The following is a 15541-nucleotide window of genomic DNA, read 5'->3' as shown; positions in this document are numbered from 1 at the left end:
AATACAGGCATATAGGAAATAGGTACTATTTAAATAAACCAATATTCAAACCTGCCAAACAAATAAAATGTGTAACAATAAATCTTTAAATAATGGAAACAAAAAAGAAAACTTTAAAAATTAGTTTTTCAACGCCTAAAGGCGGTGTTGGAAAATCTACTATGACCGCATTACTTTCAAGTGTATTGCATTATCGTTTAGGTTTTAATGTCCTTGTAATGGATTGTGATTTCCCACAACACAGCTTAGCCAATATGAGGGAAAGGGATTTGAAAACTATTATGCAGAATGATTACCACAAAAGAGCTGCAATGAAGTTGTATCAAAGTATCAATAAAAAAGCATATCCGATTATCAGTTGTAAACCGGAGGATGCCTTGTCAAAGGCTTTAGAATACGTAAATCAATCTGCAATAGAGCCTGATATAACTTTTTTTGATCTTCCCGGAACAGCTAATACAAAAGGTGTGCTCACGACCTTAAGAACAATGGATTTTATTTTTTCTCCAATTAGTGCTGACCGTCTAGTTATGGAAAGTACACTGAGCTTTACTAAAGCATTCCTTGGCTTGCCCGAAACGGAGGAGAGTAATGAAGATCAGAAAATGTGGATGTTTTGGAATCAGGTAGATGGTCGAGAGAAAACAGGAATATACGAGGTTTATCAAAGCGTTATTAACGAACTCGATTTATCTGTGATGAATTCTCGGATAATGGATAGTAAACGTTTCAGAAAAGAGACGGACGATACACCGAACAGTGTATTTCGGTCAAGTCTGTTACCTGCCGAACCTCAACTAATGAAAGTAACGAGACTGGATTTATTTATTGAAGAATTTTTAAAAATTGTTAATCTCTAAAATAGTTAAGTATGTCAACAGATAAGAGAAGAAAAGATTTTGATAAGCCCGATGTTGATGAAGAATTAATCATGAATATCATGAGTGGTAATCAATCTGTTACTATACCCGAAGTTATTCAACAACAGAAAATACAGAAGGAAACAAAACCAAAAGCCCGCAATAGCTCCCTAAAGAAGGTGGATTATGAGGAGACATTTCTGGTCAATCGTTTTCCTTCAGGTCGAAACGGAAAGGTCGTTTACATTCGTCCAGAATATCACGAAAGGTTGTTACGTATAGTACAATTAACAAGAGAAGAAAAGACTACACTCTATTCTTATATCGACAACATTCTTGAACACCATTTTAGAGAGTACGGGGACGATATTACAGATTATTTCAACGAACGTTTTAAACCAATTTTATAGTTATGGAAATTGTAATAGTAATATGCCTGCTGATCGTCATTGTCCTGCTTTTGCAGGATAAGATTATCATTAAGAAAAGGTCAAAACAAAAACCTCCGCAAAAGAAAGTCAATCCGGATCTGCCCGATATTATGGGACAGCCCAAACCCGTAGAACGCCTTTCAGTGCCAAACACTGCCAATGAACGCCAGATTGAGGAACCAGAGGTAAATCCCGATAATTTAGACATTGAATACGACGAAAATGAAAACAGGAGTATTCAGATTCCGCAGGAAGAGCTGGATGAAGTTTTTAGCAATCAACCTGATTTTGAAGAAGAGGAAGAAGAATGGAACAGGTACGGAATATCTGGTGGCGATAATGGTTTTGCCCAAGGGGTTACCTTTGAAGAACTAAGCTCCGTGGGGATGTTGCTTCACCAAGAAAAACTGGAGTCATCTCAAAAGGAAACAGCGATAGCAATCGTTCAGAAAATACAGGGAACCGAATTATTTAGTCTGCTGGAAAATTCTATAGCGGGTGCATCCAGTAAAATTGCCAAGCTATTGGATAGCTCACTCTCATCTGAAACGGAAATCAGTTCTTCCACTTTGCGGAACAATGATTTAGATGATTTTGATATTGGGGAGTTTGTCTGAAACGGAATTATTTTAATTGAGCCTGAAAAACTAAATTTCAGGCTCAACTTATTTTTACATTTACTTTGCCAACTTCAATATTCTGTAAGCCCCTCTTGCTACAATTACAAATACAATAGCTCCAATAATCAAATCTGGATAACTTGAATTGAGCCAATTAACTAAAAGACCAGCAACAATAACTCCCGAATTGATAATGACATCATTTGATGTGAATATCATCGAAGCCTGCATATGCGCTTCTTTACTTTTGTTCTTTTGTAAAAGATAAAGGCAAAATACGTTTGCAATCAATGCTAAAACTGAAACGACAATCATTGTCTTGAAATCGGGCATAGCTTCAATTCCCATACAACGTCTGATTACTTCAACGAAACCTATAATGGCCAGTAAGACTTGGAAGTATCCTGCAAATCTGGCGATGTTGTTTTTTAAAGCGATTGTTCCACCCACGGCGATTAATGCCAATGCGTAAACGGCACTGTCGGCAAGCATATCCAAACTATCGGCTACCAACCCCATTGAGCCTGAAAAAACACCGAATAACATTTCCAATCCAAAGAACAGGAAGTTGATAATCAATACGATCCAAAGTAATTTCCGTTGCTTGTTGCTTGTATCTGTTTCAACAACGAAATTACTTTTTTCGGTTGAAACCAATGTCGTATTTAGATTCAGTGTTCCCAGAGCCAAAAAAATTGGCTCTGGGTTTCCATCGTGATAAACGTCTAATTTTCTATTGGCTATATCGAATTCCAATCCTTTTACCGTATCAAAGTCTTGCAGTTTCATACGGATTAATTGCTCCTCGCTTGGGCAATCCATTTTAGTTATATTGAATATGGTTTTTTCCATTTATTTTAAAGCTTAAATTTTATTCCTCCGTTAATCACAAATCCGTCCAAAGGTGCATAAATGTCTTTAAAAACTGGATTGGTTATTGTTCCTGTATAAATGCTGTCAAAGCGTGTTTGTCGGGTGTCGAGGAAGTTTTCAAAGTTGATGTACAGAGAAAATCTTTCCCAAATCTTTTCAGCCATAAATCCAGTAATAAAGTAATCTTTGCCCGTAGTTCCATTATTCAGTTTTTGGCGACTGAAATAATAGGCTTCCAGACCAATTTTCCATTTGTCTTCTATTTCATACATCAGGATGGAATTAATGCGGTGTTTTGGTGTTAAAGGGCTTTCTACAGTCGTTCCATTATGGTGTAATCGGGCATCTGTATAGGTATAACCCAAAAACAATTTCAGGTCATCATAACCAATTTTAATATTGGTTTCTGTTCCTTTGGTATGGATGTAGCCAGGAGAATTAACAAACTGATACAGATTTACAGAGGAGTTTTCAAGTAACAAGGGATTATCCAAATAGGTGTAAAAGAACAATTGATTTATGCTAAATGACCAATCTTCCCCAATGTAGGTGCGGTAATTGATGTCTGCATTTGCTCCATAACTTTTTTCCAATTTATTGGTCTTGTCGTCAATGGGCATTACATTTTGATATTGTAGGCGTTCGCTTTCTTCCGTAAAAATGGTAGGTGTTTTATAGCCAAATCCACCACCAACTCGTGAAGTTAAGCCCTCGGCAATGTGGAATAGAGCTGAAACTCTCGGTAAGAATACCACCCCATAATCCACAACATAATCCGTTCTAAAACCTGTTTCCAATTGAAACCAATCCGTAGCATTAAAAGAATTTTGTACAAAAGCACCGAATGTAGTCTGATTATAATCTCTCAACGGAGATGCCATAATCTGCTTTTCTTTGAAATTATCCGTCCAAATATTAATACCTGTGACCCATTCCGATTTTTCAGTACTGTTGGTGTAGTTGGCTTCGGTAAAACTTGCTGTTTGTGTTCCCTCAAACTGATAGTTTGGAATGGTAGTATTTCGGTTAAAATAACTTACACTATTTTTGACTTGAACAGTACTGTTTTCATTGATGATATGGTCGAAAACAAATTGTGTGGAATAGCGTTGTGTTTTATTTTCCTCAAAATATTGGTTTGTATTATCTCCATTTCCTTTGATGTAAAGCATATCACCTCCCAAACGGCTCTCGATCGTTGTGTTGATACCGAAGTTCAGTTTCGTCTTTTCATTGAAATAAACGAAGAGCTTCGGATTCAGTACATAGCGTTCGAATTGTGGAATAGCGGATAGTCCGTTCTTAGCAGGATCATAAGCTGCGTTACGGTTATGGGAAGCAAATATAGTTGTTCCAATTTTATTAAACCTTTGTCCATAAAAGCCGTTTATATCCAAACCCCTGCCGGATGTTCCATTGAGGTGAAAACCTAAATCTCTCTCATAGGTCGGCGTTTTGGAAATCAGATTGACCAGTCCAGCTATTGCTCCGCCTCCATATAGTGTAGATGTAGAGCCTTTGATGACTTCTACTTGTTTGAGGTCAAGTGGTGGTATCTGTAACAAACCCAATCCACTTGAAGCACCTGAATAAATGGGGAAACCGTCTTTCAGGATTTGTGTATATCTTCCATCAAGTCCCTGAATACGAATACTTGCATTGGCACTGGTAGGCGAAGTGGTTTGTACGTGAATACCTGTGCTTTCCGCTAAAAGCATACGAATATCTCCCGGTTTCATGTTCCCTTTTTCGCCCAGTTCTTCACTTCCAATAAATTCAATACGGGTAGGGATATTTTGTATACTCCTTGTGCTTCTTGTGGATGAAATGACAACTTCCTCTAACTCCTCTGAACTTTCTTTGAGTAAGATTTCAATAGGACTGTTGTCAGCTAATGGAAATTCCAATGTATCTATATAGTCGTTAAAACCGATATAGCTAAAATGTATTTCCTGTATCCCATCAGGAATATTTTCTATTATGATGAGACCGTTTTCGTTTGATGTAGCGGCAAGCGAGGTTCCTTTTATAGATGCTGTCACTCCAATCAAAAGATTTTTGTTTTCACTGTTTCTAATAACAGCATTTAAAGTGTTTTGTGCAAATACACAGAGATTTAGTGTCATAAAAAATGACACAAAGACTATTTTTTTCATTGTATAAAAAAACATTAATGTTTGAAAAATGAGAATTGACGGTTTGTAGCACCGTAATCTGTTATTGTGCCGAAGACACTAAAAACATTAATTAATCTTAGGGGGTTGCCAAATGGAAGAGAGGAAGTCTGAAACAGCTGACGCTGTTATTACACCTAATTTCTTTTTAGGTTGTTGGACATAATTGGATGTTAAAGCATAAAAGGAAGTAATTACAAATCCAGTACAGGTATTGCATTTAGAAAAAGGCGAGCAACATTCCATACCGCAATCGTCGCTATCTTGTTCTTGACTATTTGTTGTTTGATTCACTAGGTCAAAACATTTATCTTCCATAAAGCTTGGCAAGGTCGATAAGACCAAAACCATTAATGCTAATATGTACGACAAGGATTTCATTTTACGAAGATAGTAAAAACCTCTCTCTTCCTGTCAACACCTCTCTATTTTCTTTAGCAATTCAGCCACCCACAGCCAAACAATTCCTCTCACTGCCACTTTGTTAGAACGCTTTGATTTCTGAAACACCTTTGTCACGAAGCTCGCAAGAAGCGGGAAGACAATAACAATTTAATGTGTTTCAATTATGAAAAAACAAAGAAAAAAAGTTTTGATGGCAGTCGTTGCAATGCTATCAGGAATGGGTGCATTCGCACAAGGAAACGGTACAGCAGGTATCACCGAAGCTACCCAAATGGTCACCTCTTATTTCGACCCTGCAACTCAATTAATTTATGCCATCGGTGCCGTTGTTGGGCTAATTGGAGGTGTTAAGGTGTACAACAAATTTAGTTCGGGCGACCCAGACACAAGTAAAACGGCAGCATCGTGGTTTGGAGCTTGTATCTTTTTAATCGTTGCGGCTACCATCCTTCGTTCATTCTTCCTGTAATCCTTTGTCCTATGAGTATTTATAACATCAATAAAGGGATTGGAAGAACAGTAGAGTTTAAAGGACTGAAAGCACAATACCTCTTCATTTTCGCAGGTGGATTGCTAGGTACGCTCATCTTCGTGATGATACTGTATATGGCTGGGGTCAATTCCTACATCTGCTTGTTTCTGGGAGCAGGCGGTGCATCACTGATTGTGTGGCAAACCTTTTCATTGAACAGGAAATACGGCGAACACGGATTAATGAAAGTGGGAGCAAGAAAAAGGCATCCTCGCTACATCATCTGTCGCAAGCCTGTACACCGCTATTTAAAATTCACTCCTAAATCGAATGCCGTATGAGAAATGTATCAAAAACGACCACATTGGAAAATAAATTTCCTTTGCTGGCTGTAGAAAACAATTGCATTCTTTCCAAAGATGCAGACATTACCGCCTGTTTTGAAGTGCGTTTACCCGAACTGTTCACGGTCGCATCTGCGGAATATGAAGCCATTCATTCTGCTTGGCATAAAGCGATCAAGACCTTGCCAGATTTTACGGTTATCCACAAACAGGATTGGTACATCAAAGAGAACTACGCACCTGATTTAGCAAAGGAAGATCAAAGTTTTTTAGCTAAATCCTATCAACGCCATTTCAACGAGCGACCGTTTCTAAACCATTACTGCTACCTCTTCCTAACCAAAACCACCAAAGATCGGATGCGGATGCAGAGTAACTTTAGTTCGCTTTGCAAAGGCACGTTGATCCCGAAAGAAATCAGGGATAAGGAAGCGATCCACCATTTTATGGAAACCGTGGCGCAGTTTGAGCGTATCGTGAACGATAGTGGTTTTGTAAGCCTAAAACGCCTCACCGAAGATGACATTATCGGCACGGATGAAAAGCAAGGATTGCTGGAACAATACCTTACCCTTTCTAGAGAAGTCGGTACACCGATGCAAGACATTGCGCTTGGGGCTGAGGAAGTCCGTATTGGAAACAAAAGATTAAGTCTGCACACCTTGTCCGATACAGATGACTTGCCTACAGCGGTTTCAGCAGATACCCGTTTTGAGAAACTATCGACCGACCGAAGCGATTGCCGTTTGTCTTTCGCTGCTCCTGTGGGATTGTTGTTAAGCTGTAATCATATTTACAACCAATATTTATTTTTGGATAATAGCGAAGCTAATCTCCAAAAGTTTGAGAAGTCCGCACGGAATATGCACTCTTTGGCTCGGTACAGTCGGGCAAACCAGATTAACAAAGAATGGATCGAAAAATATTTGAACGAAGCACATTCATTCGGGCTTTCTTCCATACGCTCACACTTCAACATTATGGCGTGGTCGGAAGACCCTGCTGAACTCAAACAGTTGAAAAACGATTGTGGCAGCGCATTGGCTTTAATGGAGTGTAAGCCCCGACACAATACGACGGACGTTGCAACGCTTTATTGGGCAGGAATGCCGGGCAATGCCGGGGATTTTCCGAGCGAAGAAAGTTTTTACACATTCATAGCGCCTGCTCTATGCTTCTTTACCGAAGAAACCAATTACCACAATTCGCCATCCCCATTCGGGATAAAAATGGCGGATAGATTGACGGGAAAACCTATCCATTTGGATATTTCGGATTTACCGATGAAGCGTGGGATTATAACGAACCGGAACAAGTTTATCTTGGGTCCATCAGGCTCTGGAAAATCGTTTTTCACCAATCATATGGTACGCCAATACTACGAGCAGGGTGCTCACGTATTGTTGGTGGACACAGGTAATTCCTATCAGGGATTGTGTGAACTCATCAAAGGAAAAACCAAAGGCGAAGACGGTGTGTATTTCACTTATACCGAAGACAACCCCATAGCATTCAACCCTTTTTATACCGACGACGGCGTTTTCGATATTGAGAAGCGTGAGAGTATCAAAACGTTGATATTAACCCTTTGGAAACGTGATGATGAACCACCTACGAGGTCAGAAGAAGTGGCACTTTCCAATGCCGTGTCCGGCTATATCGAACGTATCAAAAACGAGGGTGTTTTTCCGTCATTTAATGGTTTTTATGAATATGTAAAAGGCGATTACCGTACGGTATTGGAAGAAAAACAGGTTCGTGAAAAAGACTTTGATATTGCCAATTTTCTTAATGTATTGGAACCGTACTACAAAGGCGGAGAATACGACTATCTGCTGAATTCGGACAAGCAATTAGACCTATTGTCAAAACGGTTTATCGTGTTTGAGATTGATGCGATAAAAGACCACAAAATCCTATTTCCAATTGTGACCATCATTATTATGGAGGTATTCATCAACAAAATGCGCCGATTGAAAGGTGTCCGCAAGCTGATTTTAATTGAAGAAGCCTGGAAAGCTATTGCCAAAGAAGGAATGGCGGAATATATCAAGTATTTGTTTAAAACGGTTAGGAAGTTTTTCGGGGAAGCTATTGTGGTAACACAGGAGGTGGATGACATCATTCAATCACCTATTGTAAAGGAAAGTATCATCAATAACTCCGATTGCAAGATACTCTTAGACCAGCGCAAGTATATGAACAAGTTTGATGATATACAGGCGATGCTAGGTCTCACGGACAAAGAGAAAGGACAAGTATTATCCATCAATATGAACAACGACCCAAACCGATTGTACAAAGAAGTTTGGATTGGCTTAGGTGGTACGCACTCGGCAGTCTATGCCACCGAAGTGAGTTTGGAGGAATATCTCGCTTATACCACGGAAGAAACCGAAAAAATGGAAGTGATGCAACTCGCATCAGAACTCGATGGGAACGTCGAACTCGCCATTAAGCACATCGCCATGCAAAGGCGTGATAACGCCAATCAATAATTATTAATCATTTAAAAATTTCAAAAAAATGAAAAAGATCCTTTTTATGGTGTGTACGGCATTGATGCTTGCCGTAGCACCGTCTGCAAAAGCACAATTTGTCGTAACCGATCCAGCAAATCTCGCATCGGGTATTCTTAATTCTGCTAATGAAATCGTCCAAACTTCTTCCACAGTAAGCAATGTGGTCAAGAATTTCAAAGAGGTTGAAAAAGTCTATAAGCAAGGGAAAGAGTATTACGACAAGCTGAAAGCCATCAACAATTTGGTAAAAGATGCCCGCAAAGTACAACAGACTGTTTTGTTGGTGGGTGATGTTTCTGAAATGTACGTACAGAATTTTAGTAAAATGATGAACGATCCAAATTTCACTCCACAAGAATTGGTCGCCATTGGCAATGGCTATTCAGCCTTACTAAACGAAAGTACCGAACTGTTGAAGGAATTAAAGCAAATCGTAACCTCATCCAGTCTTTCGCTGAATGACAAAGAGCGTATGGACATCATCGACCGCGTGTATAAAGAAGTAAAAGACTACCACAGTCTAGTTCGCTATTACACGAATAAGAACATTTCTGTAAGCTACCTGAGAGCGAAAAAGAAAAACGATGCCAAAAGAGTGCTTGATCTCTATGGAACTTCTAATCAAAAATACTGGTAACAATGGAATGGAATAATCTTCATGAAGTTTTACGCTCGCTGTACGATGATATGATGCCGCTTGCAGGCGATATGGCAGCAGTAGCAAAAGGTCTGGCAGGATTGGGAGCCTTGTTCTATGTAGCATTAAAGGTTTGGCAGGCATTAAGTCGTGCCGAACCTATTGATGTGTTTCCGCTCTTACGTCCGTTCGCTTTAGGACTTTGTATTATGTTTTTTCCAACCATTGTATTGGGAACTATTAATGGGGTGTTAAGTCCTGTAGTTACGGGAACACATAGCATACTTGAGGACCAGGTGCTTGATTTGAATAAACTTCAACAGCAGAAAGACCAATTGGAATATGAGGCAATGGTCAGAAATCCCGAAACCGCTTATATGGTATCCGATGAGGAATTTGATAAAAAATTGGAAGAATTAGGCTGGTCGCCCTCCGACATTGGAACAATGGCAGGAATGTATATGGACAGAGGTGCTTATCAAATCGAAAAAGCTATAAAAGACTGGTTTCGCAATCTATTGGAAATACTCTTTCAGGCAGCGGCTTTGGTCATTGATACCATACGTACTTTTTTTCTGATTGTCCTATCCATACTCGGGCCAATTGCTTTTGCTATATCCGTCTGGGATGGTTTTCAATCCACCCTTACCCAATGGCTCACAAGGTATGTTAGTGTTTACCTCTGGCTACCTGTTTCAGATTTGTTCAGTTCCATGTTAGCAAGGATACAATCATTGATACTGGAAAAGGACATTGAAATGTTATCCGATCCAAATTACATCCCTGATACCTCAAATACGGTGTATATCATTTTTATGATTATTGGTATTGTAGGATACTTTACCATACCAACGGTAACAGGATGGATCATTCAGGCAGGTGGCGCAGGAAACTTTACTCGAAATGTAAACTCAACGGCTATGAAAGCCGGAAACATTGCTGGAGCTGGCGCAGGTTCAACTGTTGGGAATATCGGTGGAAAATTAATGGGAAAATAAACAATCAAATCATCTAAAAAATGGAATTTAAAACGCTAAGAAATATAGAAAACAGCTTTAAGCAGATAAGATTATATGCCATTGCATTTGCGGTTCTCTGCATCAGCGTGGTGGGATATGCTGTGTGGCAGTCCTACCGCTTTGCAGAAGAACAACGACAAAAGGTTTATGTGCTGGACAATGGAAAATCATTAATGCTGGCTCTTTCACAGGATGCCAGTATTAACCGACCTGTGGAAGCAAGAGAACACATTCGTCGTTTTCACGAACTGTTCTTCACATTGGCTCCCGATAAAAATGCAATTGAAAGCAATATGAAACGGGCATTTAATCTGGCTGACAAAAGTGCTTTTGATTATTACAAAGACCTTTCGGAAAAGGGCTATTACAATCGTATCATATCAGGTAATGTACAGCAACGTATTGAAGTGGATAGTGTGGTCTGCAATTTCGACACTTATCCGTATTCGGTAAAAACCTACGCCAAACAGTTCATTATCCGTTCGAGCAACGTCACCCGTCGTAACCTGATTACCTCCTGTTACCTGGTTAACTCCGTCCGTTCAGACAACAATCCACAAGGGTTTAACATTGAAAAGTTTGCAGTAACGGAAAACAGGGATATCGAAGTGATTGAACGCTAAAAACAGAAATTATGAAACAGTTACTTGATTTAGACACATTCGCAAAAACCTTAACGGATAAAGGATATGACGGTTATTTCCAAACAGAAGCGTCTTATGCCGACAAGCTAAAAGATAGCATCAGCAGGTTTTTGGAGGCTTGTAATAACGGAACTGACAAACCGATGTTGTCTAACATTATGATGCTAAAAACCTATCTGGAATGGAATGGCGATGATAAGCCAAAGGTTGAATGCAATATGTGGGTAAAGTTTGAAAACGGTCTTTTCGATGTTCAGAAAATGAACATTGACAGAATAGATCAGTATGGGCAAATATTGAAGCAATCGAAATTGACAGACCTCTCTATAAATTCGGTTCCGACAAGAAAAGAAGCCATTGCACAAGTATCCGAAAAGCCTAAGGAGCAGTTGTCTAACCAAAATAGACGGTTCAGAATGCGATAACCGATAATCATTAAAGTATGAAAAAATTAAGAGCAAAGATGGACAGGTACTTTGACCAATTGGACGATCGCTGGCGGGAGCTTCCTATACGCAAGCAGCATAAATATACCCTCTACTTTTTTATGGGTTATCTGATGCTTACCGCAGGGGTCATTGCCAAGGTTTGGTACGATACAGGAAAGTCTGAAAACAATCTAAAAATTGAGCACATCGAAAACCCTGTCCTCAAAAAAAAGGAAAGTCCTGCAAGCTTGCAGGACAGTATATCAACCATTTTAAAAAATAAGATTTATGAAAGAAAATGAGAATAAAAAGACGGTTGTTCGGGTAACGGAAGGTAATCCGAAAGAAACTGCTGATGTGCTGCAGGACAGTACACAAACAAAAGCCGAAAGGCTTAAAAAGCCACTCATATTCGGCTTGATGGGCATTGTCTTCGTGGGGTGTATGTACCTCATATTTAAACCATCTGAAGATAAAAATGAGATGGAAAACATTGGATTGAACGATGCTGTTCCACAGGCTACGGAAGCAGGATTGCAATCAGACAAGCAAAAGGCATACGAACAGGAGATGTTAGAACAGAAGGATCGGGAAAAACGTAATAGCCTGACAACACTTTCAGATTACTGGAATACGGACACCTCACAAAGTATAGATGATGAAGTACCTGAAGAAGAAGCAAGCTATGGGTATGGTTCCGGAAGAAATTCGGGTAGATCGGGAAACTCTACCTTAAACAGCTACCGTAACGCACAAAGTACGTTGGGTTCATTCTATCAGGATAATAATTCGGAAACAATGGAACTCCGCAGGCAACTGGATGAGCTAAAAGAGCAATTGGCCGAAAAAGATGTGCCTCGTGCTACAACAGTAGATGATCAATTGGCATTGATGGAGAAATCTTATCAGATGGCGGCAAAGTATCTTCCACAAGGTACCACAAGTACAGGAGAAGCTGCTCCTGCTGCCAATAACAATACTGCATCCAATACTTCTGCTGTTAATCAAAAAGAGCATTTTGTGGCATTTACGCCTGCAAGAAAAAGTACCGTTTCTGCTTTGTACCGTGAGCCTTCCGATGCAGAATTTTTAGACAATTGGAGCCAGACCAGAAACCGTGGGTTTTATACCGCAGGTTCTACGGAGCAGGTGGTACAACCAAAAAACAGTATCAAAGCCAGCGTACACGAAACACAGACGGTTATAGGTGAAACTGGTGTTCGCTTGCGTTTATTGGAACCTGCTCAGACACCCAGCCGTACCATTCCAAAAGGAACGATTGTAACCGCTAACGGCAAATTTCAAGGGGGACGTTTACAGTTGAAGATTACCTCTATCGAATTAGAAGGCAATATCATTCCGGTAGATATAACCATTTATGATCTGGACGGACAGCAAGGTTTATACGTTCCGTATTCGCCCGAAATAAACGCCCTTACCGAAATGGCTGGCAATATGAGCCAGACAGGTGGAACCAGTCTGATGCTCACGCAAAATGCCGGACAGCAGGTGGCAGCTGATTTAAGCCGTGGCGTGGTACAGGGAATTTCTGGCTATTTCGCCAAAAAAGTAAGAACACCAAAAGTTACCCTAAAAACGGGTCATCAGGTCTTCCTCGTATCTAAAAAATAATGTTGAAATCAAATAAATAAGACAATGAAACCTGTCCTTTAGGACAAGCTTCATCTCCATTAACAATAATATTAAATAAGATGAAAAATCATTTAAAAACTTTTTGGGCATTTGCCCTGATACTCGGCTTTGCTGTACAATCTTATGCACAGGATAGTGTAAGAACAAAACTTGAATTGGGTAAGATAGAACCTTATAAAATGGAGGTCACCTACGATAAAACTTCGCATTTGATATTTCCGACCGCCATTCGTTATGTGGATTTGGGAAGTGAATACCTCATTGCTGGAAAAGCAGAAGATGCGGAAAACGTATTACGTGTAAAAGCATCAGTAAGGGATTTTGAGCCGGAAACCAATTTTTCGGTTATCACAAATGACGGTCGTTTTTACAGCTTCAATGTGTATTACAGCTCTTACCCGGAGGCATTAAGTTACGATTTACTTACGATGCAAAAAGCAGTAGATAAAGCCAATGGAAATGATGTGCTTTTTGAAGAATTGGGCAACAATTCCCCTTCATTGGCAGGCTTGCTGTTAGAAACAATTTACAAGAAAGACAAGCGAATTGTAAAGCATATCGGGGCTAAGAGCTTCGGCATACAGTTTATTCTTAAAGGAATTTATATACACAATGGTAAATACTATTTCCATACGGAATTAAGAAACCGTACCAATGTGCCCTTTCAGATTGATTTTGTCAATTTCAAAGTGGTTGATAAAAAGGTTGCCAAACGTACCGTAGTACAGGAACGCCCGATGATACCACTTCGTACCTACAAACCGCTTACGGAAATTTCAGGACAGACCACCGAACAAAATGTGTTCCTGTTAGACCAGTTTACCATTACCGATGACAAGGTTTTACTGATTGAAATTTTTGAGAAAAACGGTGGTAGACAGCAAACGCTTCAGGTGGAAAATTCGGATTTGATCAAAGCTCGTTTGATTAACGATATGCACCTGAAATTTTAATAACACTTTTAAATATAGCAATAAAATGAAAAAGTATATCTATACCGTGATGCTCATAATGTTGGGCATCACCACCAGTCAGGCACAGCGAATGTTGCCTAAGCAGAAAGGATTGGAAGTAAATGTTGGTATATTATCCGATGATAAAATTGGGAATGACTACTACATCAATATCGGTATGACCGTGAATGGCAAAAACGGAAACTACCAACTTTGGGCATTGGAATATACACACCAATTCCACGACTACAAAACTATCCGCATTCCGCAGGAAACCTATACAGCCGAAGGTGGTTATAGTTTCTTCCTGTTGGGCGATACTCGTAAGAACATCACACTAAACTTCGGAATAACAGGTGTGGTTGGTTACGAAACCATCAACCGTGGTGAAGCGATGTTGTATGACGGAGCAAAGATACTGAGCGAGGACAACTTCCTCTATGGAGCTGGCGGACGATTGACTTTTGAAACATATCTCTCAGACCGCTTTGTATTAGTTCTGCAAGGACGTACAAAGGTTTTGTGGGGTACCGATCTGGAACAGTTCCGTCCATCCGCAGGGTTGGGATTAAGGTTTAACTTTTAAAATGTAAAAACGATGACAGCAATTTTTAATAAATTCAGAATAGGACTATTGCCAATTTATGTACTTATAGCAATCCTTACAGTTTCTGTTACTCTGGTGTCTTGCAGCAAAGATGATGAACTCGAGATACAAAATGATTTTCCTTTTGAGGTAAATGTAATGCCTGTGCCTAAAGATGTATCCAATGGACAGACGGTAGAAATCAGGATAGCTATACAGCGAACCGCAGGTAATTACAGCAATACGCAGTATTACATTCGTTATTTCCAATTTGACGGTACAGGAACATTAAAGTATTACGATGAACCTCCGTACTTACCCAATGATCTGTACCAATTAAAAGGAGAGCAGTTTCGATTGTACTATACTTCGACATCAACGGTATCTCAATCCTTTGAGGTCTGGATTTCGGACAACTTCGGTAATGAAAAGCAATTGAGCTTTCAGTTCAATAGTAGCGATTAAAGAGAAAGAAGTCCTGTTTTGAATAGCAGGACTTCATTTTTTTGATAGTTCGAGAGAATATTTTTTGTAAATTCATAAAGTTCATATTTAAGTAGCTGTGATATGGTTGCATCATTAGTCATCGGTATAATATTTTTGTTTTCAGGCTTAGGGCTTCGTTACTGGATTAACCGTAGAAAGTTTTATAGGCGTGGACCTATGGGAGCAGAGGGTTTCTCATCTTATGAAAGTTCGGTTTTCATTAAATTGATTGAAAGGGTTGGTAAATGGGTAGCTTACGGACTGATAATTTTCGGACTTTTGTCGTTATGGGTTTATTCTCGTGAGAAAAAAGATATGGAAAAAGACGAGATCAAAACAGAGCAACCTACCCAATCCTAACAATCATTTAAAAATAAAATTTAAAAGCAAATCGGATAGTCCAAAAGGTTATCCGATTTTTTATTTAGATAAAA

At 39.4% G+C, this 15541-nt stretch carries 18 protein-coding genes; 16 read left to right on the top strand and 2 right to left on the bottom strand.

Going from position 1 to position 15541, the window contains the following annotated elements:
- Positions 1-92 precede the first annotated feature (92 nt).
- The 3 genes from ACWICE_RS07280 to ACWICE_RS07270 are packed head-to-tail and all read left to right on the top strand — an operon-like array spanning position 93 to position 1908.
- On the top strand, positions 93-860 hold the full coding sequence (locus ACWICE_RS07280) for a ParA family protein (protein ID WP_454297964.1): 768 nt from the start codon (positions 93-95) through the stop codon (positions 858-860).
- An 11-nt stretch (positions 861-871) separates the two neighbouring features.
- Positions 872-1270, top strand: a complete 399-nt coding sequence (locus ACWICE_RS07275) for a DUF3408 domain-containing protein (protein ID WP_002993187.1) — start codon at positions 872-874, stop codon at positions 1268-1270.
- A gap of 2 nt (positions 1271-1272) precedes the next feature.
- Positions 1273-1908: a conjugal transfer protein TraD gene (locus ACWICE_RS07270; protein ID WP_454297963.1), complete on the top strand. Its 636-nt coding sequence runs from the start codon at positions 1273-1275 to the stop codon at positions 1906-1908.
- A gap of 60 nt (positions 1909-1968) precedes the next feature.
- On the opposite strand, the gene ACWICE_RS07265 is transcribed toward ACWICE_RS07270, so the two are convergent.
- Together ACWICE_RS07265 and ACWICE_RS07260 are read right to left on the bottom strand one after the other, a co-directional pair.
- Entirely contained in the window at positions 1969-2763 is a 795-nt protein-coding gene (locus ACWICE_RS07265) for a cation transporter (RefSeq protein WP_454297962.1), read from the bottom strand.
- Between the two features lie 5 nt (positions 2764-2768).
- The gene (locus ACWICE_RS07260; RefSeq protein ID WP_454297961.1) at positions 2769-4910 is read right to left on the bottom strand and encodes a TonB-dependent receptor; all 2142 of its coding nucleotides are present in this window, start codon (positions 4908-4910) and stop codon (positions 2769-2771) included.
- Between the two features lie 616 nt (positions 4911-5526).
- Here ACWICE_RS07260 and ACWICE_RS07255 point away from each other — a divergent pair.
- The 13 genes from ACWICE_RS07255 (at position 5527) to ACWICE_RS07195 (ending at position 15467) form a co-directional block, all read left to right on the top strand.
- Positions 5527-5832 carry a DUF4134 domain-containing protein gene (locus tag ACWICE_RS07255; protein WP_115170698.1) on the top strand — a complete coding sequence of 102 codons (306 nt, stop codon included), beginning with the start codon at positions 5527-5529 and terminating at the stop codon, positions 5830-5832.
- Between the two features lie 11 nt (positions 5833-5843).
- Complete coding sequence (locus tag ACWICE_RS07250) at positions 5844-6176, top strand: DUF4133 domain-containing protein (protein ID WP_115170697.1); 333 nt, start codon at positions 5844-5846, stop codon at positions 6174-6176.
- Complete coding sequence (locus tag ACWICE_RS07245) at positions 6173-8677, top strand: TraG family conjugative transposon ATPase (RefSeq protein ID WP_454297960.1); 2505 nt, start codon at positions 6173-6175, stop codon at positions 8675-8677. Before ACWICE_RS07250 ends, ACWICE_RS07245 begins: the two co-directional genes overlap by 4 nt.
- A 28-nt stretch (positions 8678-8705) precedes the next feature.
- Positions 8706-9338, top strand: a complete 633-nt coding sequence (locus ACWICE_RS07240) for a DUF4141 domain-containing protein (protein WP_286651240.1) — start codon at positions 8706-8708, stop codon at positions 9336-9338.
- Between the two features lie 2 nt (positions 9339-9340).
- Complete coding sequence (traJ, locus tag ACWICE_RS07235; RefSeq protein WP_454297959.1) at positions 9341-10336, top strand: conjugative transposon protein TraJ; 996 nt, start codon at positions 9341-9343, stop codon at positions 10334-10336.
- A gap of 20 nt (positions 10337-10356) precedes the next feature.
- Positions 10357-10980 carry a conjugative transposon protein TraK gene (traK, locus tag ACWICE_RS07230; RefSeq protein ID WP_454297958.1) on the top strand — a complete coding sequence of 208 codons (624 nt, stop codon included), beginning with the start codon at positions 10357-10359 and terminating at the stop codon, positions 10978-10980.
- 11 nt (positions 10981-10991) lie between these two features.
- Entirely contained in the window at positions 10992-11426 is a 435-nt protein-coding gene (locus ACWICE_RS07225) for a hypothetical protein (protein ID WP_454297957.1), read from the top strand.
- Between the two features lie 17 nt (positions 11427-11443).
- Positions 11444-11731: a nitrogen regulatory IIA protein gene (locus ACWICE_RS07220; protein ID WP_454297956.1), complete on the top strand. Its 288-nt coding sequence runs from the start codon at positions 11444-11446 to the stop codon at positions 11729-11731.
- Positions 11718-13061 (top strand): conjugative transposon protein TraM, encoded by a 1344-nt coding sequence (gene traM, locus ACWICE_RS07215; RefSeq protein WP_454297955.1) that lies wholly within the window; start codon positions 11718-11720, stop codon positions 13059-13061. The genes ACWICE_RS07220 and traM overlap by 14 nt, the downstream gene beginning before the upstream one ends.
- 80 nt (positions 13062-13141) lie before the next feature.
- Positions 13142-14035: a conjugative transposon protein TraN gene (gene traN, locus ACWICE_RS07210; RefSeq protein ID WP_454297954.1), complete on the top strand. Its 894-nt coding sequence runs from the start codon at positions 13142-13144 to the stop codon at positions 14033-14035.
- 25 nt (positions 14036-14060) lie between these two features.
- Positions 14061-14621, top strand: a complete 561-nt coding sequence (locus ACWICE_RS07205; protein ID WP_454297953.1) for a conjugal transfer protein TraO — start codon at positions 14061-14063, stop codon at positions 14619-14621.
- Between the two features lie 12 nt (positions 14622-14633).
- Complete coding sequence (locus ACWICE_RS07200; protein WP_454297952.1) at positions 14634-15086, top strand: DUF3872 domain-containing protein; 453 nt, start codon at positions 14634-14636, stop codon at positions 15084-15086.
- Positions 15087-15188: 102 nt separating this feature from the next.
- Positions 15189-15467: a molybdenum ABC transporter permease gene (locus ACWICE_RS07195; RefSeq protein WP_454297951.1), complete on the top strand. Its 279-nt coding sequence runs from the start codon at positions 15189-15191 to the stop codon at positions 15465-15467.
- Positions 15468-15541: the final 74 nt, after the last annotated feature.

The organism is Sphingobacterium sp. NPDC055346 (assembly GCF_053645235.1).
This window is presented reverse-complemented; position numbering and strand designations above follow the sequence as displayed.